At 70.7% G+C, this 23336-nt stretch carries 19 protein-coding genes and 1 tRNA gene; 14 read left to right on the top strand and 6 right to left on the bottom strand.

The window, feature by feature from the left end; translation table 11 throughout:
- The 7 genes from fdxH to selD all read left to right on the top strand — a co-directional run bounded on the left by fdxH (position 1) and on the right by selD (position 7315).
- Positions 1-924 (top strand): formate dehydrogenase subunit beta, encoded by a 924-nt coding sequence (fdxH, locus tag FOZ76_RS05725; RefSeq protein WP_143947177.1) that lies wholly within the window; start codon positions 1-3, stop codon positions 922-924.
- Entirely contained in the window at positions 917-1615 is a 699-nt protein-coding gene (locus tag FOZ76_RS05720; protein WP_246129310.1) for a formate dehydrogenase subunit gamma, read from the top strand. Before fdxH ends, FOZ76_RS05720 begins: the two co-directional genes overlap by 8 nt.
- Before the next feature lie 72 nt (positions 1616-1687).
- Complete coding sequence (fdhE, locus tag FOZ76_RS05715) at positions 1688-2662, top strand: formate dehydrogenase accessory protein FdhE (protein ID WP_143947176.1); 975 nt, start codon at positions 1688-1690, stop codon at positions 2660-2662.
- A 79-nt stretch (positions 2663-2741) separates the two neighbouring features.
- Positions 2742-4151, top strand: a complete 1410-nt coding sequence (gene selA, locus FOZ76_RS05710; protein WP_246129309.1) for an L-seryl-tRNA(Sec) selenium transferase — start codon at positions 2742-2744, stop codon at positions 4149-4151.
- Positions 4148-6097 (top strand): selenocysteine-specific translation elongation factor, encoded by a 1950-nt coding sequence (gene selB / locus FOZ76_RS05705; protein ID WP_143947174.1) that lies wholly within the window; start codon positions 4148-4150, stop codon positions 6095-6097. Before selA ends, selB begins: the two co-directional genes overlap by 4 nt.
- A gap of 25 nt (positions 6098-6122) precedes the next feature.
- Positions 6123-6218: transfer RNA gene (locus tag FOZ76_RS05700), tRNA-Sec, on the top strand.
- A gap of 14 nt (positions 6219-6232) precedes the next feature.
- Positions 6233-7315: a selenide, water dikinase SelD gene (gene selD, locus FOZ76_RS05695; RefSeq protein ID WP_143947173.1), complete on the top strand. Its 1083-nt coding sequence runs from the start codon at positions 6233-6235 to the stop codon at positions 7313-7315.
- A 140-nt stretch (positions 7316-7455) separates the two neighbouring features.
- Here the strand turns inward: selD and FOZ76_RS05690 are convergent, their stop codons facing one another.
- Positions 7456-8325, bottom strand: a complete 870-nt coding sequence (locus tag FOZ76_RS05690) for a pirin family protein (RefSeq protein WP_143947172.1) — start codon at positions 8323-8325, stop codon at positions 7456-7458.
- Positions 8326-8427: 102 nt separating this feature from the next.
- Between FOZ76_RS05690 and FOZ76_RS05685 the strand changes: the two genes are divergently transcribed.
- Positions 8428-9333, top strand: coding sequence for a LysR family transcriptional regulator (locus FOZ76_RS05685; protein ID WP_143947171.1), 906 nt, complete (start codon positions 8428-8430; stop codon positions 9331-9333).
- On the opposite strand, the gene FOZ76_RS05680 is transcribed toward FOZ76_RS05685, so the two are convergent.
- On the bottom strand, positions 9287-10021 hold the full coding sequence (locus FOZ76_RS05680; RefSeq protein WP_246129308.1) for an alpha/beta hydrolase: 735 nt from the start codon (positions 10019-10021) through the stop codon (positions 9287-9289). The genes FOZ76_RS05685 and FOZ76_RS05680 overlap by 47 nt on opposite strands.
- 264 nt (positions 10022-10285) lie before the next feature.
- On the opposite strand from FOZ76_RS05680, the gene FOZ76_RS05675 reads away from it, so the two are divergent.
- Complete coding sequence (locus FOZ76_RS05675; RefSeq protein ID WP_143947170.1) at positions 10286-10753, top strand: MarR family winged helix-turn-helix transcriptional regulator; 468 nt, start codon at positions 10286-10288, stop codon at positions 10751-10753.
- A 75-nt stretch (positions 10754-10828) separates the two neighbouring features.
- Here the strand turns inward: FOZ76_RS05675 and FOZ76_RS05670 are convergent, their stop codons facing one another.
- From FOZ76_RS05670 to FOZ76_RS05655, 4 genes are all read right to left on the bottom strand, one after another.
- Positions 10829-12145 (bottom strand): MFS transporter, encoded by a 1317-nt coding sequence (locus FOZ76_RS05670; RefSeq protein ID WP_143947169.1) that lies wholly within the window; start codon positions 12143-12145, stop codon positions 10829-10831.
- Between the two features lie 141 nt (positions 12146-12286).
- A complete protein-coding gene (locus tag FOZ76_RS05665; protein WP_143947168.1) occupies positions 12287-15319 on the bottom strand; it encodes a c-type cytochrome in 3033 nt (1010 codons plus the stop codon).
- Positions 15316-15849, bottom strand: coding sequence for a (2Fe-2S)-binding protein (locus tag FOZ76_RS05660; RefSeq protein ID WP_143947167.1), 534 nt, complete (start codon positions 15847-15849; stop codon positions 15316-15318). Before FOZ76_RS05660 ends, FOZ76_RS05665 begins: the two co-directional genes overlap by 4 nt.
- Positions 15850-15946: 97 nt before the next feature.
- On the bottom strand, positions 15947-17104 hold the full coding sequence (locus FOZ76_RS05655) for an FAD-dependent monooxygenase (RefSeq protein ID WP_143947166.1): 1158 nt from the start codon (positions 17102-17104) through the stop codon (positions 15947-15949).
- A 327-nt stretch (positions 17105-17431) separates the two neighbouring features.
- On the opposite strand from FOZ76_RS05655, the gene FOZ76_RS05650 reads away from it, so the two are divergent.
- The 5 genes from FOZ76_RS05650 (at position 17432) to FOZ76_RS05630 (ending at position 23312) form a co-directional block, all read left to right on the top strand.
- Positions 17432-18202 (top strand): maleate cis-trans isomerase family protein, encoded by a 771-nt coding sequence (locus tag FOZ76_RS05650; RefSeq protein ID WP_143947165.1) that lies wholly within the window; start codon positions 17432-17434, stop codon positions 18200-18202.
- Positions 18203-18275: 73 nt separating this feature from the next.
- Positions 18276-19112: an alpha/beta fold hydrolase gene (locus FOZ76_RS05645; protein WP_143947164.1), complete on the top strand. Its 837-nt coding sequence runs from the start codon at positions 18276-18278 to the stop codon at positions 19110-19112.
- Positions 19113-19163: 51 nt separating this feature from the next.
- On the top strand, positions 19164-20237 hold the full coding sequence (locus FOZ76_RS05640; protein WP_143947163.1) for a 2,5-dihydroxypyridine 5,6-dioxygenase NicX family protein: 1074 nt from the start codon (positions 19164-19166) through the stop codon (positions 20235-20237).
- Positions 20238-20304: 67 nt separating this feature from the next.
- A complete protein-coding gene (locus FOZ76_RS05635) occupies positions 20305-20970 on the top strand; it encodes an N-carbamoylsarcosine amidohydrolase (protein ID WP_143947162.1) in 666 nt (221 codons plus the stop codon).
- Between the two features lie 65 nt (positions 20971-21035).
- On the top strand, positions 21036-23312 hold the full coding sequence (locus tag FOZ76_RS05630) for a xanthine dehydrogenase family protein molybdopterin-binding subunit (RefSeq protein ID WP_143947161.1): 2277 nt from the start codon (positions 21036-21038) through the stop codon (positions 23310-23312).
- Positions 23313-23336: the final 24 nt, after the last annotated feature.

Genomic DNA, 23336 nt, shown 5'->3' with positions numbered 1-23336 from the left:
ATGGCACTGCAATCACTGGACATCAAGCGCCGCTCCGCGACGAGCACACCGTCGCCCAGCGTGCGCGAACCCGTCACCGGCGGGGTCGCCAAGCTGATCGACGTCTCCAAGTGCATCGGCTGCAAGGCCTGCCAGGCCGCCTGCATGGAGTGGAACGACCTGCGCGACGAAGTGGGCACCAACGTGGGGGTCTACGACAACCCGGCCGACCTCACCGAGCATTCCTGGACGGTGATGCGCTTCACCGAGTTCGAGAACGAGCAGGGCAACCTGGAGTGGCTGATCCGCAAGGACGGCTGCATGCACTGCGAGGACCCGGGCTGCCTGAAGGCCTGCCCCGCGCCCGGGGCGATCGTGCAATACGCCAACGGCATCGTCGACTTCCACGAGGAAAACTGCATCGGCTGCGGCTATTGCATCACCGGCTGCCCGTTCAACATTCCGCGCATCTCGCAGAAGGACCACAAGGCGTACAAGTGCACCCTGTGCTCCGACCGCGTGGCCGTGGGCCAGGAACCCGCCTGCGTGAAGACCTGTCCTACCGGTGCCATCGTGTTCGGTACCAAGGAAGACATGAAGCAGCACGCGGCCGGGCGCATCGAGGACCTCAAGTCGCGCGGCTACGAGAACGCCGGCCTGTACGACCCGGCGGGCGTGGGCGGCACGCACGTCATGTACGTGCTGCACCATGCCGACCAGCCCAGCCTGTACAACAACCTGCCCGACGAGCCCAGGATCAGCCCGATGGTTTCGTTGTGGAAGGGCGTGACCAAGCCGCTGGCCGTCGCCGCCATGGCCGTGACCGCGCTGGCCGGCTTCTTTCACTATGTGCGCACGGGCCCGAACGAGACCGACGAGGAAGACGAAGACCACGCCGAAGCCGAACTGCGCAATGCGCCAGCCCAGGAGACGCGTCATGAATGACCCCATGAACGTGAACGCCCCCGCCCGCCAGGATCCGCCGCCGCGCGAACGCCTCACGCGGCCGCGCTGGCGGGTCCGGCGCTACACCACCGGCCAGCGCGTCAACCACTGGATCATCGCCCTCACCTTCGTGATGCTCGCGCTCTCGGGGCTGGCGCTGTTCCATCCGGCCTTCTTCTGGCTCACCCACCTGTTCGGCGGCGGCCCCTGGACACGCATCCTGCACCCCTTCATCGGGGTGCTCATGTTCGTGTGCTTCTTCGTCTTCGCCCTGCGCATGATGGGCGACAACAAGCTGGTCAAGGCCGACCGCCAGTGGCTGGGCAGGATGGGCGACGTGCTCAACAACCGGGAGGACCGCCTGCCCGAAGTCGGCAAGTACAACGCCGGCCAGAAGCTGCTCTTCTACGCCCTGATCGTGTCGATGATCATGCTGCTGCTCACCGGCATCGTGATGTGGCGCGAGTATTTCTCGTTCTACTTCCCGATCTGGCTGATCCGGCTGGCCTCGCTGCTGCATGCCTTCTTCGCATTCGTCCTGATCTGCGCGATCATCGTGCATATCTACGCGGCGATCTGGGTCAAGGGGTCGGTGGGTGCGATGGTGCGCGGCACCGTCAGCCCGGGCTGGGCCTGGAAACACCACCGCGCCTGGTTCCGCCAGGCCCCCAAGGAGCCGGTTCGCAAATAGGCCGGGCGAGCGCCCCCACCCTCGCGACACGGCTGCCGCAGGCGGCCGTGTTCGTTTTCACAGGAGTTCCACGTGCAGCGCATCCTCTCACGCGGCGAAATCGAATCCCTGGACCACACCGCCATCGCGCGCGTGCGTCTGCCCCAGCCGGGCGCGGTATTCCAGGACCGCGCCAACCGCCTGCGCCAGCTCGCCGCCGGGCATCCGCTGCTAGGCTATCTCGAACTCATGGCGCGGGTGGCGGACGCCCAGCACGCGCTGCGCGACAGCCTGACGCCACCCGGCGCCAGCCCGGAGCAGATCGAGCGCGCCCAGGCCTACGGCCTGCCCACGATGCAGGCCACCGCATGGCCGCGCGACCCGCGCTGGCGCGACGTGCTGGACGCCCTGCTCGAGCACCTGCTGGCCGACCCCGCCCTGCCTGCCGAGGCGGCCGAGACCTGTCACCGCCTGCGGGCGCTGGCCGAGCAGGACCCCGCCGCGCTCGAGCGCCTGGCCGACGTGCTGACGGCCGAATCCGACGTGGGCGTCGACGCGCTCGCTGCGCCCTTCGTGATGGCGGCGCTGCAGGTCTACTGGACCGCGCTCGCCAGCCGCTTCGACGCCGCGCAGTTGCCGGTGACCAGCCCGCCCGAGGTGTGCCCGGTGTGCGCGAGCGCGCCGGTCGCGAGCATCGTGCGCGTGGGCGGCCAGTACGACGGCTACCGCTATCTGTGCTGCCCGCTGTGCGCCACCGAATGGCACCGCGTGCGCGTGACCTGCAGCCACTGCGGCGACAACGAGAAGATCGTCTATCACAGCGTCGAGAGCCGGGACGCGCCGCCGACCGACGACGCCCGCGAAACCCGCGACCGCGCAGGCGCCGTGCGCGCCGAATCCTGCGATCACTGCGGCACCTACCGCAAGATCTTCTACCAGGAGAAGGACTTGTACGTGGACCCCGTCGCCGACGACCTGGCCAGCCTCGCCCTGGACATCCTCATGGGCGAAGCCGGCTACCAGCGCGCCAGCGGCAACCCGCTGCTCTGGCATGGGGAGGAGGTATGAGCGCCTCCGCCAGGCCGCCCGAAGCCAGCGCGTTTCCTCCCGCGAGGAGGATGCCGCGCAGCCACAGGAGAGCCGCGCAGTGAGCGCTTTCGCCCAGCTATCCGACATACCGGCGCTCGACAGGCTCCTGCAAGTGCCCGCGATCCAGGCCGAGATCCAGGCCCACGGCCATGCCTACACAGTCGCCGCGCTGCGCCGCCATCTGGACGGCCTGCGCGCGCGCATCCGCACGGGCGACGCCAGCCCGGACCTGCTGGACGAAGCGCACATCGGCGCGCAGGTACAGCGTGAGATCGCCCGTGCCACGCAGCCCCGGCTGCGCGCGGTCTACAACCTCACCGGCACGGTGCTGCACACCAACCTGGGGCGCGCCCTGCTGCCCGACGCCGCGGTGGCCGGCGTGGTGCGCGCGCTCACCGCGCCGGCCAACCTCGAGTTCGACCTGGCCAGCGGAGGGCGCGGCGATCGCGACGACCTCGTCGAAGAGCTGCTGCGCGAGCTGACCGGTGCCGAGGCCGCCACCGTGGTCAACAACAATGCGGCGGCCGTGCTGCTGATGCTCAACGCCCTCGCCAACCGCCGCGAGGTGGTGGTGTCGCGCGGCGAGCTGGTCGAGATCGGCGGCGCCTTTCGCATTCCCGACATCATGGGGCGGGCCGGCGCGCGCCTGAAGGAGGTCGGCACGACCAACCGCACCCATCCAGCAGATTACGAAACCGCCATCGGCCCACGCACCGCCATGCTGATGAAGGTGCATTGCAGCAACTATGCGATCACCGGCTTTACGCGCAGCGTGCCCGTGGCCGAGGTCGCACGCCTGGCCCACGCGCACGGCCTGCCGGCCACGGTGGACCTGGGCAGCGGCACCCTGGTCGACCTCACGCAATGGGGCCTGCCGCGCGAGGAAACCGTGCGCGAGACGCTCGCCGTCGGCGCCGACCTGGTCACGTTCAGCGGCGACAAACTGCTCGGTGGACCGCAGGCGGGCCTGATCGTGGGGCGCGCCGACCTGATCCGCCGCATCAAGAAGAACCCGCTCAAGCGCGCGCTGCGCGTGGGCAAGCTCACCCTGGCTGCGCTCGAACCCGTGCTGGCCCTGTACCGCGCACCCGAACACCTGGCCGAGCGCCTCACCACGCTGCGCCTGTTCACCCGGCCCGCGGCACAGATGCAGGCCCAGGCGCAGCGACTGCAATCCACCTTGCAGGCGTGGGTCGGACACGACTACACCGTGCATGTGACCGCCATGTTCAGCCAGATCGGCAGCGGCGCACTGCCCGTGGACCAGTTGCCGAGCGCCGGATTGACGGTCCGGTGGTCCGGCGCGGGCCGCGCCGGACGCCACCTGGGCCGGCTCGAAGCCCGTCTGCGCGAGCTGCCGCGTCCGGTGATCGGCCGCATCGCCGACGATGCACTGTGGCTGGACCTGCGCTGCCTCGAAGAAGTCGACACCGACGCCTTCGCCCGCCAGCTCGAGGCCGCGCCATGATCGTCGGCACCGCGGGGCACATCGACCATGGCAAGACCACGCTGGTGCGCGCGCTGACCGGCGTCGACACCGACCGCCTCAAGGAAGAGAAGGCGCGCGGCATCAGCATCCAGCTCGGCTACGCCTACGTGCCGCTGCCGGACGGCGACATCCTCGGCTTCATCGACGTGCCCGGCCATGAAAAGCTGGTGCACACCATGGCCGCCGGCGCGAGCGGCATCGACTTCGGCCTGCTCGTGGTCGCGGCCGACGACGGCGTGATGCCGCAGACCCGCGAGCACCTGGCCATCCTGCAACTGCTGGGCGTGGCCCGCGGCGCCGTCGCCCTCACCAAGGCTGACCGGGCGGATGCCGCGCAGCGCGCGCACGTGCGCGCCGAGCTTGCCGCGCTCATCGCCGGCAGCTTCCTGCAAGCCGCGCCGATCTTCGAGATCGACGCACGCCATGCCGACGACCCCGGCCTGCTCGCCCTGCGCGGCCACCTCGCCGAGCAGGCGGGCGGCACCGGAGCGCGCAACGCGGACGGGCTGTTCCGCCTGGCCGTCGACCGCGTGTTCACGCTGCAGGGCCGTGGCACGGTCGTCACCGGCACCGCCCACGGCGGCACCGTGCGGGTGGACGACAGCGCCGACCTGCGGCTGATGCCGGCCGGCACGCCGGTGCGCGTGCGCAGCATCCACGCGCAGAACCGGCCCAGCCCCTGCGGCGCTGCCGGCCAGCGCCTGGCATTGAACCTGGCCGGCATCGACAAGGATGCGATCCAGCGCGGCGACTGGATCGCCGACGTGCGCTGCTTCGCCCCCGCGCGCCACATCGACGTGGCCCTGCACCTGCTGCCGGATGCCGAGCAGCCGCTGCGCACCTGGACGCCGGTCCACGTCCACCTGGGAGCGGCGCATCACGTCGCGCACGCGGTTCCGCTTTCGGTCGACACGCTGGGCCGGGGCGAACGAGCGCGCGTGCAGCTCGTGTTCGACGCGCCCGTGTGCGCCATGCCCGGCGAGCGCTACATCCTGCGCAACCCGCAGGCCAACCGGACCATCGGCGGCGGCATGGTGCTCGATCCGGCCGCGCCGGACCGCAAGCGGCGCTCGGCGCAGCGCCTGGCCTGGCTCGACGCGATCGAATGCCTGCTGCGCGGCGAAGGGCTGGCACCGGTGCTGCGCGAGGCCGCCTGGGGCGTTCCGGAAGACGCCTTGGCACGCCTGACCGGCCGCACGGCCTGGCCCGAACTCGACGCCGACAGCGCTACCTGGCTCACGCCGCGCACCGCCGGGCCGCGCACGCTCATCGCGCAGCCGCATCTGGAAGCGCTGTGCGCCGCCGTGTGCCAGGCGCTCGGCGCCTTTCACGAGCAGTCGCCCGACGAGCCCGGCGCGCAGATGCAGCGCCTCAAGCGCATGGCGCTGCCGCAGGTCTCGGAATCTCTGTGGTCGGCTTTGATGGAACATATGACGGCGGGCCGGCAGATCGCGCGCAACGGGCCGTGGCTGCACCTGCCCGGCCATGGTGCCACCCTGTCGCCGCTGGACAACGAGCGCGCGGCCGCGCTGCTCGCACGCATCCACGCCGGCGGGTTCGAGCCGCCCTGGACGCGCGAGCTCGCCCGCGAGTTCGCCATTCCCGAAGACGAAACGCGTCTGCTGCTGCGCAAGCTGGTGCGCCGCGGCGAACTGGCCCAGGTGGTCAAGGATCTCTTCTACCATCGCGAGCAGCTTGCCCGCCTGGCCGCGCTCGTGGTCGAGCTGTGCCAGCGCGAGGGCACCGCCCACGCGGCCGTGTTTCGCGACCGCGCCGGGCTCGGGCGCAAGCGCGCGATCCAGATCCTGGAGTTCTTCGATCGGGTCGGCCTCACCCGCCGGCTGCGCGACGGCCACGTGCTGCGCGGCTCGCCGGATCTGTTCGAACCGGCCGCCCCGCTGCAGGCTCGCGGCGGCACCGCATAGCGGCTATCATCGTCGGGTTCTCGAAGGAAGGTATCCGTGCCCGGTGGCGCGGCCGGGCTTCAAACCCGGTTGGGGGCGTCAGACGCTCCCAGGTAGGTTCGACTCCTGCTACCTTCCGCCACTGCGCCGCACACCATGACCGAATCTCAAGCCACGCCTCGTCTCACCTCCCTGGCCCACGGCGGCGGCTGCGGCTGCAAGATCGCACCGGGCGTGCTCTCGGGGCTGCTGTCCCGCTACGCCGGCCCGCTCGCGCCGCCCGAGCTGCTCGTCGGCCGGGAAACGTCCGACGACGCCGCTGTGTATCGCCTGAACGACGAGCAGGCCCTGATCGCCACCACCGATTTCTTCATGCCGGTAGTCGACGACCCCTTCGATTTCGGCCGCATCGCCGCGGCGAATGCGCTGTCGGATGTGTACGCCATGGGCGGGCGCCCCATTCTCGCCCTGGCCATCGTCGGCATGCCGGTCAACGTACTGCCGCCCGAGGTGATCGCCGAGGTATTGCGCGGCGGCGAATCGATCTGCGCCGAGGCCGGCATACCCGTGGCGGGCGGCCACACGATCGACTCGGTCGAACCCATCTACGGGCTGGCCGCCATGGGGCTGGCCCATCCGCGCGACATCAAGCGCAACTGCGACGCCCAGGCCGGCGACGTGCTGATCCTCGGCAAGCCGCTGGGCGTGGGCGTGCTGTCGGCCGCGTTCAAGCAGGGCCTGCTCGACGCGGCGGGTTACGCGGCCATGATCGACAGCACCACCCGGCTCAATCGCCCGGGCGCCGAGATTGCGCGCCTGCCGGGCGTGCATGCCATCACCGACGTGACCGGCTTCGGCCTGCTCGGCCATGCCCTGGAAATGGCCCGCGGCTCGCAGCTTCAGGCGCACATCGATACGGCGCGCCTGCCCTGGCTGCCCGCCGTACCCGAACTCGCCGCCGCTGGCGTCGTGACCGGCGCCTCCGGCCGCAATTGGGCCTCCTACGGCGACGCGGTGGATGGCATTGCCGACGCTACCCTGCGCGCCCTGCTGACCGACCCCCAGACCTCCGGCGGCCTGCTCGTCGCCTGTGCGCCCGAAGCCGCGGCCGACGTGCTGGCCTGCTTTCATCGGGACGGCTTCGCCCACGCCAGCGCGATCGGCGAACTGCGGCCAGGCCCCGCACAGGTCGTCGTGCGGGGCCGGGCCACTACGTCCGCACCACCGGCGAGCGCGTGAGCCAGGCGCAGCCATGCAGCCGGACGGACTCCGGCTCCGCGTGTCGTCGCTGTCGATGAGGTCGCGCTAACCGGCGATGTGGTCGAGCACACCGCGGGCCTACCCGTCCCCGGCCGGGGTCGGGGCCAGGGACGGGGACATCACGCATGCATCGCGCCGAAGCGGCCGCTGTTGAAGTCGGCGATGGCCTCGCGAATCTCGTCCTCCGTGTTCATCACGAAAGGCCCGTAGCCGACCATGGGTTCGTCGATCGGCTCGCCGGCCAGCCAGAGCACCTGGGCATCGCCATTGGCTTCGATCACGACGTCCTCGCCGCCCTCCCGCGCGAAGTGCACCAGTTGACCCTCGCGCGCGATGGCGTCGCCGTTGAGCTGCACAGTACCGCGCAGCACCACCAGCGCCAGGGTATGGCCGGCGATGGGCGTGAATCGCGCGATGCCATCCTGCCTCAGGCTCACGTCCCAGACGTCGATCGGCGTGAACGTACGCGCAGGCCCGGTCCGTCCGCCATAAGCGCCGGCGATCACGCGCACCGCGCCCGCTGCGTCGGGCAGCTCGATCACCGGGATGTCCGCAGCGAGGAGCGTCTGGTAGCCGGGCGCCGACATCTTGTCCTTGGCGGGCAGATTCACCCAGAGCTGCACCATCTCCACCGTACCGCCGCGCCGGGCGAAATCCTGCGAATGGAATTCCTCGTGCAGGATGCCGCCCGCGGCCGTCATCCACTGCACGTCGCCCGGCCCGATCACACCGCCCGCGCCGGTGGAGTCGCGGTGCTCGACCTCGCCCTGGTAGACGATGGTGACCGTCTCGAAGCCGCGGTGCGGGTGCACGCCCACGCCGCGCCGGCGCGGCGTGGGTTCGAACCGCGTGGGCTGGGCATGGTCGAGCAGCAGGAACGGGCTCAGGTGGCGGCCCAGGCCGTCGTAGCCGAACAGCGAGCGCACGGGAAAGCCGTCGCCGACCCAATGCGGCCTCGGCGCGCTGTACACCCCAAGGATCTTCTTCATGGCATGTTCCTCACAGGAAACCTGGATGTTTCCATAATAGGTTCGAGACGATCACATCAAAAGAGGCGAAAATGGGCCACATCGTCCCATGAATAGAACGATATGCCCTACGACCTCAACGATCTCTTCTATTACGCGCAGGTCGTGGAACACGGCGGCTTTGCCGCGGCGGGCCGCGCATCGGGCATGCCCAAGTCACGCCTCAGCCGGCGCATCGCGCAACTCGAGGCCCGCCTGGGCGTGCGCCTGCTGCAGCGCTCTACCCGCCAGTTCGCGGTGACGGACATCGGCCAGATCTACTACCAGCATTGCAAGGCGATGCTGATCGAGGCCGACGCCGCCGAGGAGGCCGTGGCCGTCACCCAGGCCCAGCCGCGCGGCACCGTGCGCATGGCCTGCCCGGTGGCGCTGCTCGACACCCGGGTCGCCGCCATGGTTGCCGATTTCATGATGCGCCACCCCTTGGTCGAGGTACACCTCGAAGACACCAACCGCCGCGTGGACGTCATCGCCGAAAACATCGACATCGCCATGCGCGTGCGCCCGCCGCCGATCGAAGACAGCGACCTGGTGATGCGCGTGCTGGGCGACCGGGGCCAGTGCCTGCTCGCCTCGCCCACCCTGCTGCGCGGGCGCGTCTGCACGGTGCCGGCCGACCTGGCCGACCTGCCCAGCATGGACCTGGGCCAGCCGCGCCAGGAACACATCTGGGACCTGTACGGCCCCGACGGTGCGCGGGCCGCGGTCCGTCATCGGCCCCGGCTCGTCACCCGCGGCATGTTCGCGCTGCGCACCGCGGCCATCGCCGGCGTGGGCGTGGTCCAACTGCCGACCATGATGGTGCAGGAGCAGATCGCGCGCGGCGAACTGGTTCAGGCGCTGCCGGGCTGGGCACCCAGGCGCGAGATCATCCACGCCGTGTTTCCTTCGCGACGGGGCCAACTGCCCGCGGTGCGCGCACTCATCGACCATCTGGCCGAACGCTTCGCGGCGCTCGGGGAGGACTGAGCGAGTCCGCGAGCCGCAGGCGCAGCCGGTCGGTGACGCATTGCACCAACCGGTCGATGCGGCCGCTGAAGAAGTGATCGGCGCCCGGTATCACGACGATCGGATGGGTACGCTCGCGCGCCCAATCCATGAGCGAAGCCAGCGGCGCCATCTCGTCGCGTTCACCGTGCACCAGCAGCGCGTCGGGCGCGAGTTCGGGCGCGGCGTAGTAACGCCCGGCGGGCACGGTGCCCACCGGCATGCCGGCCAGCGCGGTCACGTCGGCCGGCTCGCCGGCGGCGCCCAGCGCCGCACTGGCGTGGCCGGCGACGAAGGCTCCGAAGGAGAAACCGACCAGGGCCAGCGGCAGGCCCGCCTGCGCCCGGATGGCGCGCGCCACCAGCAGCACGTCCTCGGTCTCGCCCCGCCCTTCGTCGTAGACGCCCTCGCTGCCGTCCACACCCCGGAAGGCGGGCCGCACGGCGATCCAGCCCGATTGCTGGACTGCGCGCGCCAGGCGGTGCGGCACCTTGTGCCGCGGGCTGCCTCCCAGCACCGGCTGGGGGTGGGTGATCAAGGCCACGCCGCGCGCGGACCCGACCGGGCGATCGACCAAAAGCTCGATGCGCCCGGCGGCGCCCTGCAGAGCCGCCTGCACCGTGCCGGCGCGGTCCGGCACGGCACTCAGATCGAAGGGTACGGATTCCATGAACGGCCTCCTGCGGCGCGCGACAGGCCGGCCGTACGCTCGGCCCGTGCGGGCAAACCCAGGATCATAGCGCCCGGACCGACGCGCCGGCCCGCCGCGCCCGCCGCGCCCGCCAGCGCCGAGTTCGTCCTCGGCTTTTCGGTCCTCGGCGCGTTCCTGGCGATTTTCCACCTGATGGTGTTCAAGCCCTCCCGACTAGGCCGGGCGCCAACCGAGGCGCGTATATCATATGCCTACGTTACGCATCAGCCCACGCACGCCACCATGAAGAACGCTTCGACGCCGCAGCACGGCTACCTGTTCTCCGAGCAGGTCGGTCATCTGCTGCGGCGGGTCTATCAACGGCACACGTCGCTTTTCCAGCAGTACATCCCGGATTCGCAGCTCACGGCCGCGCAGTTCGTGGTGCTGTGCGCGGTGCGCGATCACAGCGGCAGTTCGCTGGTCGACATCGTGAAGGCCACCGTCATCGACCAGGCCACGATCCGCGGCGTGGTCGACCGCCTCAGGCAGCGCAAGCTCGTGCACGTGGGCCACGACGCGCAAGACAGACGCAAGGTCGTCGTCAGCCTGACCGACGAGGGCAAGGATCTGGTCCGGCGCATGGAGCCGTTTGCCCGGCAGATCACCGAAAGCACCTACGGCAGGCTCAATCCGGCCGAGCGGCTCGCCCTGGACTTCCTGCTCAAGAAGATGCTGGAAGGCGACGGCCCGGACGCCGAGGCCGCCTGAACGAGCGGCGGCCGGCACGCGCATCGGCTCGCGAGCGCCCACCGCCGCGCCCCGCAGGCCGCGGCGGCGTCCGCCTCAATCGAGGGCCCGGTTGCGCGACTCCACGTCGACCGCCCAGATCGCCACGGCCCCCGCCACCAGCATGCTGGAGATCACCACCAGCGCCAGCGTGAAGTGCGTGGTCATGATCGGCGCGATGATGGCCGGCGCGAAGAGGCCGCCGAAGCGCGCCACCGCGCCCGCCGTGCCCATGCCGCTGGCGCGCAGCGCGGTCGGATAGACCTCGGGCGTGAAGGCGTACAGTGCCCCCCAGGTGCCCAGCAGGGAGAAGCTCATGAGCAGCGTCGAGCCGATCACCACCACCGGCGAGGTGCCCAGGCTGTAGAACATGCAGCCGACGGCGCTCAGCAACAGGAAGCCGATCAGGGTGGGCTTGCGGCCCCAGCGCTCGACCCCGTAGGCCGACAGCGCGAAGCCCGGCAACTGGACGAGCGCCAGGATCACCAGGAATTCCTGGCCCCGCATGAAGGCGAAGCCTTCGCTGCTCAGCCGGATCGGCAGGTAGACGAAGACACCGTAGTAGGCAATGGAGATCAGCGCCCAGGCGAGGAACAGCGCGATGCTGCGGCGGCGCAGCTCGGTCGAGAACAGCGCGAAGATGGACTTGTGCTCGTGGGGTTCCGGCTGCAGCGGCGGAATGCCGCCCGTGCGGCCGTTGACCTTGGCCACGCGTTCGAGCACCGAGCGCGCCTGGTCCGACTTGCCGCTGCGGTTCAGGTACAGGGGCGATTCCGGAATGTAGAAGCGCAGCACCACGCCGATCAAGGCGGGCAGCCCGGTCACGAAGAAGATCACGCGCCAGGCATCGTCGCCCCAGGAAGCCGCGAAGAGCGCGAGGATCGCCAGGCAGATCGTGCCCACGGCCCAGAACGATTCGAGCAGCACCAGCCAGCGGCCGCGCCGGTCGCTGGGCAGGAATTCGGCCATCATCGTGTAGTCCACGGGCAGCGTGCCGCCCACCCCCACGCCCGTCAGGAAGCGCAGCAAGAGCAGCCAGCCGAACTCCGGCGCAAACGCCGAGGCCACGCCGGCGCAGGCATCGATGACGACGGCCATCATCAGGACCGGCCGGCGGCCGATGCGGTCGGCCAGCCGGCCGAATGCGAACGCGCCGACCAGCATGCCGACGAAGAACAGCGTTCCCGTCTGCAGTGCCTGCGGCATGGTCAGGCCGAAGGTCTTGGCGATCGATGGCGCACTGAAGCCGATCGACAACACCTGCATCGCGTCGGCCAGCCAGACCAGGCCGAAGATCACGAACAGCCTGTACTGGAACTTCCCGACACCCGCAGTCTGGATGCCCTTTTCTACCGAGATGAATGTGGACGACACCTGAAAACTCCTTGATTGGTCATCACCATGTTGCTCAAACCGCGCCCTTGGGTGCGCGCACTAGGACCCATCGAACCCGCCCGCCTGCCCTTCCTTCGGGCCCCGACGGCAACGCCGCGCCCCTGCCGGGCGCGCGGCACCTCACTCTGCTTGCTGCGCCTCCCCCTGCTCGTGAGTGGTATGGCCGGCGGCGCGCATCCTGCCCGCCGCGTCGGCGACTTCCCGCCAGGCCGGCTGCCCGGGCGCGAAGCGGCTGCGCAGGTAGCCGACCAGATCGGCGATCTGCCGGTCGTCCAGGCTGTCGCGAAAGGCCGGCATGTAGCCCAGGGCATCGTCCGCCGGCGTCTGTATCCCGTTGAGGATCACCTGGATCAGGTTGTCCGGCGTCGCCGCGTGCAGGTTGGTGTTCAGCCCCAGCAGCGGCTTGACGCCGAACAGGGTCGGACCGCTGCCCGCTTCATGGCACACCGCGCAGGCGTTCTGGTAGATGCGCTCGCCGTTCGCGTGCTGCGGGAAGAGCCGGGCCGTGTCGGCCTGCGCCGGCGCGCCGGCAGGGCCGGCCGGCGCCGCGGCCGCCTTCGCACCGGCTTGCGCACTGGCAACGCCGCCGGCATCCGTCTCGCCCGGCAGCGCCATCAGGTAGGTCGTGATGGCCCGCACGTCGCTGTCCGGCAGCTCGGCCAGGCCGTGGATCACCGGCGCCATCGGCCCCGCGGCGACGCCGTGACGCGCGGCGTATCCGGTACGCAGGTATTGGTAGAGTTCCTCCCGCGTCCATGGCAGCGGGCCGTCGGCCAGGCGGTTCAGCGCCGGCGCCTGCCAGCCTTCGGCCGCGCCGCCGGCCAGGTAATGAATGCCCGTTTTCTCCGCACCCAGGCTGTTGCGCGGGGAATGGCAGGCCGCGCAATGCCCCGCGCCCTGCACCAGGTAGGCGCCGCGGTTCCACTCGACGCTGCGCCCGGGGTCGGGCGTGAAGGGTGTCGGGTCATGGAACAAGGCGTTCCAGCCGGCGATCGCGGGCCGCAGGCTGTACGGAAAGGCAAGGCGCGTCTCGGGCGCCTCGGCCTGCACCGGCGGCTGCGCCATCAGGTAGCCGTAGAGCGCCTGCATGTCGGCATCGCTCAATTTGGCGAAAGCGGTATAGGGAAACGCGGGATAGAGCTGGCGTCCGTCCTGGTGGATGCCCTCGCGCATGGCGCGCTCGAACGCCGCATACGACCAGCGGCCGATGCCCGTCTCGTTGTCCGGCGTGATGTTGGTGGAGTAGATCGTGCCGAACGGCGTCTCCAGGGCGAACCCGCCGGCGTTCGGCGCACCGCCCGGGGCCGTGTGGCACGCGATGCAGTCGCCGGCGGCGGCCACCAGGCGGCCGCGCTCGATGACTTGCTCGGAATACAGCGACACGTCGGGCCCTTCGGTCAGCGGCAGCGCCGGCTTGACGGGCCAGGCCATCGCCGCCAGCCCCGCCAGGCCCGCCGCGCCGCTCGCCAGCCAGGCCCAGCCGCGGCGCAGCCGGCCCGGCCTGCGCGCGGCGCCCGCGCCCGCCGAGAGCGCGAGGCGCAATGCCTCGCGCTCGAACGGCGCCTCGCGCAGGCGCACCCCGGTGGCATCGTGGATGGCATTGGCGATCGCCGCGGCAGCCGGCAGCGTGAGCACGCCGTCGACGGCCAGACGGCCTTCGGCCACAGCGCCTTGCGCTGCCGGCGCGAGCGCGCCCGTGTGCCTCGCGAGCGCACTGTCACCACCACCGTCCGTGGTCCCCGCGCCGGCGCGAGGGGCCCAATCGTCGAAAGCGGCCGGCGCACCCAGCAGCTCGCGCGCGCTGGCGAGCAGCGCCGGGTCCTGGACGATCCGCCGATGCGTGCTGGCGACTTGCACCGCCTGCAGATGCGCGCTGTCCTGCCCGGCCACGACACGGGTCACGTCGACCTCGCCGGTGCGCGGCTGCACGCGCACCTGCGCGACCCAGGCGCTCCAGACCATGCGACTGCCGCCGTCATCGTCCGTGCATTGCACCTGGGCAGTGGCCAAGCCCCGCCCATGCAGCAAGCCGTCGCTTGCGGGGCCGCGCTGCGGCGCGTGCGCACCGAGCGCAGCCGATTCCACCACCTGCTGCGCGAGCACGCGTCCCGGCCCGTCCGGCATCTGCCGCACCCGCCAGGCGAGCGGGTCCTCGCCGCGGGCCAGCGCCTGCTCGTGCCACAGGCTTTCCTGGGCAAAGACCTGGGCGGCGTTCAGTTCATGGACACCGACGTGCGCGGCGCCGGCGACCGCGCCCCGACCGGCGGCGACCGCCCCCGCCGGCTGCACGCCGGCACCGGCCACGGCGTGGGCACTGTCGGGCTCGCTCAGCAGGCGCGCCAGGCTGGGCCGCACACCCCACGGCGATTCCGCGCGCAACCTGGGCCCCGTCGCGCCCGCCCGGGGTGGCGGCGCCGAAACCGCGTCTTCTGCCGGCGCATCGGCGCCGAACGCATCGGCCGGCACCGCGCTCAGGGCCAGCGCCGCCGGATGCTCGCCACGGCATGGCACACCGACCGGACGGCCGACCGCCTGCGACAGCAAGGCGGCCTCCGCAGCCGCATCCATCAGACTGAGGGGGTGCAGGCCCGAGGCCCCACCCTCGAGGACATGCAGCTCGAGCGCGTCCGGCGCCAGCCTCAACAGCGCGGCAAGCTCCCGGCGCACCAGCCATTGGGCCGGTGCCGGACAAGGCGGCAGCCAGACGCCGGCATGATGGTCGGCGCACCACACCACCACCTCGATGCCCGCGGGCACGTCGCTGCCGGCCGTACGCCAGACGTAGCGCGCCGGGGTGGACGGCGCATCGGCGTGAGACACGCCCGCCGAGGCGGGCGGCGTGCCGGCCGGTGCCTCGTGTACCCCGCCCTCCGGCGCACGCCACACCGGCGCGAGACTGGCCAGCGCCTGGCCGGCATACAAGGCCCCTACGGCAACCACGCCGATAAACTCGGCGCACTGCACCACCGAGACGACGCCCGGCTGGCTGCGCGCGTCGGCCAGCGGCGCACGAACCAGACGGCTGCCGCGATAGCGTGCGCCGTCCCACAGGACCACCGGCGGCCGCAGCATCAGGCCATGCAGGCAGTCCACGGGGCGCTCGACCCTGGACACCGGTGTCGCCTCGGCCGGCCCGGGCGGCATACCGCTCATCGTCCCGCCCCGTGCGGCTTACCCACGCAGGCGGCGCCGCATTCGGCGCGTAGCTGCGCGGCCCGCAAGCCCGCCCGCAGGATTTCGATGTGCGTACCGCAACGGCACAGGTTGTGGTGCAGCTCGCTGCGCAGCTCGTCCTCGGTCGGCCGCGGGTTGCGGCGCAGCAGCGCCTCCACGGTCATGATCATGCCGTTCAGGCAGTAGCCGCACTGCGCCGCCTGGCATTCGATGAAGGCCTGCTGCGTGGCGCCGGGCTGCGCGCGCGTGCCCAGCCCTTCCAGCGTGGTCACCTCCCGGCCGCGCGCAGCGCGCACGGGGATCACGCAGGAGCGCGCCGCGACGCCGTCGATCAGCACCGTGCACGCGCCGCATTCGCCCAGGCCGCAGCCGAACTTGGGGCCGTTCAGCGCCAGGTCGTTGCGCAGCACGTGCAGCAGCGGCGTATCGGGCGCGGCGGGCACCCGATGCGCGCGCCCGTTGACCCGCAGCGCGAGCACTGCGCAGTCTGGATGGAGGGAGTTTTCCATGGGCGGTTCGTGAGCGGAACGGCGATTCGGCATATGGCAAAGCGTGGTTCGATCGAGCGCGAAAGCATAAAGGCCTCGCGCCCGCGCGGCGCCGGTGTCAGGCAGCGGTCTTCGTCTTCGGATCGACCAGGGGCACGTCGAATACGTCGTAGCCGAAGCACCAGGACGGGTCCTCGTTCGTGCGCAGCCAGGTGTTGTCGTGCGAGATGCGCTGCACCTTGCTCGCGCGCTCGGCACGGTTGGCCTCGTACAGCGCGAACGCGAGCTCGTGGTTCTGCGCGCCGACTTCCTTCAGGCAGCGCGCGAGCATCGCGCCGTCCTCGATGGCCATCGCGGCGCCCTGCGCCATGTGCGGTTTCATGGGGTGGCACGCATCGCCCAGCAGCACCAGTCGGCCACGGCTCCAGAGGGGCAGCGGATCGCGCTCGAGCAACGACCACTTGGTCACTTCCACCGTCGCGTCGATCAGCGCCTGCACCGTCGGGTGCCAGCCCTGGAAGGCCTCGCGCATCTCCTGCTTGCTGCTTGGCAGCCAGCGGTCCGACAGGTCCCACGCCTCGACCGGCACACCGGTGACGTAGTAGAGCTCGTCGGCCTTGCTGGTGACGAAGTAGGTCATCATGTGGCGATCGTCGCTCCACCACTTCACGCAGGCGTCGAAGGGCAGCATGCCGGCCTTCACCTCGGGCGTGGGGAAGACTGCCCGATGCGCCAGGTAGCCGGCGTACTTCGGGGGCTCCGCTCCGAGCAGTTCCTCGCGGATGCGCGAGTTCACGCCGTCGGCGCCGATCACGATGTCGGCCTCCTCGGTCGTGCCGTCGGCAAAGTGCATCAACACCACGTCGCCGCGGTCCTCGACCCGGACGAGGTACTTGTCGTAGGCCATGACGCTGGGCGGCAGCGCGTCGATCAAAAGGGCATGGAAGTCGCCCCGGTGCACGGTGAGGTAGGACGCACCGTAGGTTTTCACGGCGTAGTCGCCGAGCGGAATCTGCGCGAGCACATCGCCGGTCTGCCAGTGCCGGCTGTACCAGAAGTCGGGATGCGAACCCTGGGCATTGAGCGCGTCCTCGACGCCGATGCGACGCAGGATCTTCATCACGTTGGGGCCTACGTGGATGCCGGCCCCCAAGCGCGAGAAGTTGGGCGCCTGCTCGTAGACACGGACGTTGAATCCCTCCTGAAGCAACAGCGCAGCGGCCGCGGCGCCGCCGAGGCCGGCGCCGACCACGGCAATACGAGGGGACTGGGACACGGGTTTCTCCTTGCAGGATGTTGAAAGATTGGCGAACGGCTGCTGCCCGGCAGGCTCCGATGCAATCGCAAAGCATGAATCGGGCCAAGTTTCTGAACAGCATTTACAGTGTATACGCTCTATTTTTTGATTTACAGAGCACTCACCATGTCGGTGCATTTCACCCAAGAAATTCCCGGTTATGGTGCTTTTATGCCCGATTACGAACATGGATATCAGGTAAAACACCGTTTGCCATTCCGCTGACTCTTTGCAAGAATAGAATGTACACGCTTGTTTTTCACTGATCGAAAACCCTAAGCTTCAGCGCGCGAGAGAGGCCCCCGAATGAGCAAGACATTCCGCATCGGACAGATCGTCCCGAGCTCGAACACCACCATGGAGACCGAAGTTCCCGCCATGCTGCAGGCCCATTCCATCCTGCGGCCGAACGATCGCTTCACGTTCCACTCCAGCCGCATGCGCATGAAGAAGGTCGAGAAGGACGAGCTCGCCGCCATGGACGCCGAGAGCGACCGCTGCGCGGTCGAGCTGAGCGATGCCCGTGTGGACGTGCTCGGCTACGCTTGCCTGGTTGCCATCATGGCCATGGGCAAGGGCTATCACCGCGTCTCGCAGCGGCGGCTGAGCGAACGCACGGCCGAGAACGGCGCTTCGGCGCCGGTGATCACGAGCGCAGGCGCGCTGGTCGAGGCCCTCAAGGTGATGGGCGCGAAGAAGATCGCGCTGGTCGCGCCCTACATGGTGCCGCTGACCCGGCTGGTCATGGACTACGTTGCCGCCGAAGGCTTCGAGATCGTGGACTGGCGCGCTCTGGAGATTCCCGACAACCTGGAGGTCGGCCGCCACGACCCGGCCAGGCTGCCCGCCATCGTCGCCGGCATGGACTACGCCGATGCGGACGTGATCGTGCTCTCGGCCTGCGTGCAGATGCCTTCGCTGCCCGCAGTGGCGCAGGTCGAGGCGCAGACCGGCAAGCCCGTGCTCACCGCCTCGATCGCCACCACCTACGCCATCCTGAAGGAGCTGGGCCTGGACCCGGTGGTGCCGGGTGCGGGCGCGCTGCTCTCGGGCGCCTACCCTTATCCGCAGGCCTGATGCCGCAGGCGGGCAGCCTGCATAGACAAGTTGCCCTCCCGGCCCGCCGCCACTCCACGCACCGAGTATTTCCATGAATCTACGCGCCAGCACCTACCTCTACGGCGGTCACGTCCACGCCAACGGCATCCGCCAGCACTATCTGCGCTACGGCGGCGCCGCCGGCGCGAACGCCGAGCGCGACGCCGTCATCCTCATCCCCGGCATCACCAGCCCGGCCGTCACCTGGGGCTTCGTCGCCGAGCACCTCGGGCGGCAGTTCGACACCTACGTCCTCGACGTGCGCGGCCGCGGCCTGTCGGCCTCCGGCCCCGGCCTGGACTACGGGCTGGACGCGCAGGCCGCCGATGCGCTCGCGCTCGCCCAGGCCCTGGGCCTGCAGCGCTACGCCCTGCTCGGGCACTCGATGGGCGGGCGCATCGCCGTGCGCGCCGCCGCCGGGCAGCCCGAGGGCCTGACCCGCCTCGTCGTGGTCGATCCGCCGGTGTCCGGCCCCGGACGCCGGCCCTACCCTGCCGCCCTGCCGTGGTACGTGGACTCCATCCGCCAGGCCACCCGCGGCATGGACGCCGAGGACATGCTCGCCTTCTGCCCGACCTGGACCGAAGAGCAGCGCCGCTTGCGGGCGCAATGGCTGCACACCTGCTTCGAACCGGCCATCGTGCAGAGCTTCGAGGACTTCGGCCGCGACGACATCCACGCGAACCTGCCGCGCATCGCGCAGCCCATGCTGCTCGTGACCGCCGAACGCGGCGATGTGGTGCGCGACGAGGACGTCGTCGAATGGCAGCGCCTCGCTCCGCAGACGCGGCACGTGCGCGTACCGGGCGCCGGGCACATGATTCCCTGGGACAACGAGGCCGGCTTCTATGCCGCGCTGGGCGACTTCCTCGGCAGCCGGGTCGGCTGAGCGCCGCCGCGCAGCGCCCACCCGCCAACTCTCGCCATACTGGAGCAAGCCATGTCCGTCAGCGACATCGATCTGATCCAAGCCTGGAAACAGGTGCTTACGCTGTCCCGCCTCGAGGCCGGCCAGACGGTGACGGTGCTCACCGGCGCCGACACCCATCCGCAGACCCTGCGCTGCGCGCTCGCCGCGGCGAGCGACCTGGGCGCGCGCGTCAACCGGCTGGACCTGCCACCGGTCAATGCCGAGAAGTCGCTGAGCAGGGACTCGCTCGCCTATCTGGGAACGACTCCGCTCACCGGCAATCCGGCGGCCATCGCCGCGCTCAAGGCGAGCGACCTGGTGCTCGACCTGATGACTCTGCTCTTCTCGCCGGAACAGCACGACATCCTGCAGACCGGCACCAAGATCCTGCTCGCCGTGGAGCCGCCCGAGGTGCTGTGCCGGCTGGTTCCCACCGAGGCGGACCGCGCGCGTGTGCAGGCCGCCGCCCGCCTCATCGAGGCCGCTGGTGAAATGCACATCACCTCGGAAGCCGGCACCGACCTGCGCTGCCGCATCGGCACCTTTCCGGCGATCTGCGAGTACGGCTTCGTCGACCAGCCCGGCCGCTGGGACCACTGGCCGAGCGGCTTCGTGCTCACCTGGCCGGACGAAGGCAAGAGCGAAGGCCGGGTGGTGCTGGACCGCGGCGACGTCCTGCTGCCCATGAAGGACTACGTGACCGACCCCATCACGCTCACCATCGAGAAGGGCTACGTGGTGCGCATCGAGGGCGGCCTGCAGGCCGACATTCTCAAGGAGTACATGGCGTCCTACCGCGATCCGGAAGCCTACGCCGTGTCGCACATCGGCTGGGGCCTGCAGCCGCGCGCGCACTGGTCGATGCTCGCGCACTACAACAAGGAAACCCACATCGGCATGGACGCCCGGGCCTTCGAGGGCAACTTCCTGTGGTCGATGGGGCCGAACAACGAGGCCGGCGGCGCTCGCACCACCGCCTGCCACATCGACATTCCGATGCGCCACTGCACCGTGACGCTGGACGGCCAGCCCACGGTCGTGCGCGGCGTGGTCCAGGACGAGGCCGGACGCGCGCATGCCGCGCTGCGCAAGGACGGGCTGTGAGCGCCCCGGCGCCGTCACCCACCCGCGCGCGTGTCGTCCACCGCGCCAGCCACTGGAGCCTGCAAGCATGAACACCACCAGCCAGACCATTCCCACCGAAGGCGTCGACGGCGACGTGTCGGCCTATTCGCGCCAGGGCTTCGGCACCCCGCTGCCGCTCAAGGCCCCGTTCGGCCTGCTCATCATCGACTTCGTCAACGGCTTTGCCGACCCCGCCGTGTTCGGCGGCGGCAACATACCCGAGGCGATCGCGCAGACCGCCGGCCTGCTCGCCCATGCGCGAGCGCGCGGCTGGCCGGTCGCGCACAGCCGCATCGTGTTTTCCGACGACGACGCCGACAGCAACATCTTCTGCCTGAAGGTGCCGGGCATGCTCACCCTCAAGGAAGACAGCCCGGCCAGCGCCATCGTGCCGGAACTCGCGCCGGCGCCCGGCGAATACGTGGTGCGCAAGAGCACGCCGTCCGCATTTTTCGGTACCATGCTCGCGCCCTGGCTCGCACAGCGCGGCGTGCAGACTCTGCTGGTGGCCGGTTGCGTGACCAGCGGCTGCGTACGCGCCAGCGTGGTGGACGCGATGCAGTCGGGCTTTCGCCCGCTGGTGGTGTCGGATTGCTGCGGCGACCGCGCGCTCGGCCCGCATCACGCCAACCTCTTCGACATGGCGCAGAAGTATGCTGCGGTCATGCCCAGGGCCCAGGCCGTGGCCGAGACCGACGTGCTGCTCGGCTGATGCCCGGCGCGGCCGCTTTGCCGGGGCCGCGCCTTTCTTCGGCCCCGCCCGGCGGAGCACAACCCATGACGCTGCCCGAACCCTGCCAGCTCCACGACCGACTGCTCGCGCGCCACGATGCGCTGCTGGTGGTGCGCGAGCCCGTCGCGCCGCCCAAGCCCGCGCCGGGGCAGCCCGGCGCGGCGACCGACTACGTCCAGTCCACGCCGGAAGTCTTCGTCGCCCTGCTGGCCGAGCCCGGCCCGGACGGTGAGCCTCGCGTGCGCGCCTACGCCTTCAACGGCCACGTGGATCTGGGCACGGGCATACGCACCGCGCTCGCGCAGATCGCCGCCGAAGAGCTGGAAGTGCCGCTGGCCGACCTGGAGATGGTCCTGGGGCACACCCGCGCGGCGCCCAACCAGGGGCCGACCATCGCCAGCGCCAGCATCCAGATCTCGGCGGTGCCGCTGCGCCGCGCGGCCGCGCAGGCGCGCGAGCATCTGCTGGGGCTGGCCGCCGAACGCTGGGGCGTGCCGCGCGAGGCCGTGCAGGCGCGCGGCGGCAGGCTGCATCTGGCCGCCACCGCCTCGGCCCTGAGCTACGCCGAGCTGCTGCGCGGCCGACGCATCCACCTCACGCTGGCGCCGCCGGAACAGGAAGTGCGCCTCAAGCCGGCGCACAACTATCGCCTGGTGGGCAGGGGCGTGGCGCGGGTCGACATCCCCGCCAAGGCCACCGGAGAACTCACCTACGTACACGACGTGCGCGTGCCCGGCATGCGCCATGGCCGCGTCGTGCGTCCGCCCCATCCGGGCCGCGACAGCGGCGAGTTCGTCGGGCGCAGCCTGCGCGAGGTGGATCGCGCCTCGGTGGCGCATCTGCCGGGCAACGTACAGGTGGTCGTCGACGGCGACTTCGTCGGCGTCGTGGCCGACCGCGAGGAACAGGCCATCGCCGCCATGCGCGCGCTGCGGCTGCGCTGGGCTCGCCTGCCGCCGGCGCCCGACCTTTCCGACCTCGCCCAGGCCATCCGCGACAACCCGGCACGCGAACGCCTGCTGCTGCAAGAAGGCGACGCCACGGCCAGCCGCGCCGGCGCCGCCGTGCGCCTGCAGCGCAGCTACGTCTGGCCCTATCAGATGCACGCCTCGATCGGCCCGTCGTGCGCGGTGGCGGATTGTCGCGGCGGCCGGCTCACCGTCTGGGCCGGCACCCAGAACCCGCACATGCTGCGCACCGACCTCGACCGCCTGCTGGAGCTCGGCGAAGGCCGCATCGACATCGTGCGCATGGAAGCCGCCGGCTGCTATGGGCGCAACTGCGCGGACGACGTCTGCGCCGACGCCGCCCTGCTCAGCCGCGCGGTGGGCGCGCCCGTGCGCGTGCAGCTCACCCGCGAGCAGGAACACCAGTGGGAGCCCAAGGGAACCGGCCAGCTCATGGAGGTCGAGGCGGCCATCGACGCCGACGGCGAGCTGCTCAGCTACGACTTCGCCGTGCGCTACCCCTCGAACGACGCCCCGCTGCTCGCGCTGCTGCTGACCGGGCGCGTGCCCGGCGAACCGCGCACGCTGGAGATGGGCGACCGCACCTCGGTGCCGCCCTACCGCTACCGCAGCCGGCGCATCGTGTGCCATGACACCCCGCCCATCGTGCGCGCCTCCTGGCTGCGCGGCGTCTCCGCCCTGCCGAACTCGTTCGCGCACGACAGCATGATCGACGAGCTCGCCCATGCCGCCGGCGCCGACCCGGTGGCGTTCCGGATCCGCCATCTGGAAGACGCGCGTGCCATTGAACTGCTCGAGGCCACCGCCACCCGCGCCGGCTGGCAGGCAGGCGCGCAAGGCAGCCGCGGCCGGCCGGGCACGGACGGCCTGCTGCGCGGGCGCGGCGTGGCCTACGCCCGCTACGTGCATAGCCGCTTCCCGGGCTTCGGCGCCGCCTGGGCCGCCTGGGTCGTCGACCTGGCCGTCGAGCCGGCGAGCGGACGCGTCGTCGTCGAACGCCTGGTCGTCGGCCAGGACACCGGCATGATGGTCAACCCCGACGGCGTGCGCCACCAGATCCACGGCAACGTCATCCAGACACTCAGCCGCAGCCTGTACGAGCGCGTCGACTTCGACCGCCACGGCGTCGCCAGCCGCGAATGGGGCGCCTATCCCATCATCGGCTTCAAGGCCCTGCCGCCGATCGAGGTGCTGTTGATGGACCGCCAGGACGAACCGCCCATGGGCGCGGGTGAATCCGCCTCCGTGCCGGGGCCGGCGGCGATGGCGAACGCGCTGTTCGACGCGACGGGGGTGCGGTTCTACGAGGCGCCGTTCACGGCACAGGCGGTGCGGGCGGGGCTTGCGGGCTGAGCGCGGGAGCGCACAAGCCAACGC

The sequence above is a fragment of the Verticiella sediminum genome (genome assembly GCF_007558815.1).
In the GTDB taxonomy this organism is placed as follows: domain Bacteria; phylum Pseudomonadota; class Gammaproteobacteria; order Burkholderiales; family Burkholderiaceae_B; genus Verticiella; species Verticiella sediminum.
This window is presented reverse-complemented; position numbering and strand designations above follow the sequence as displayed.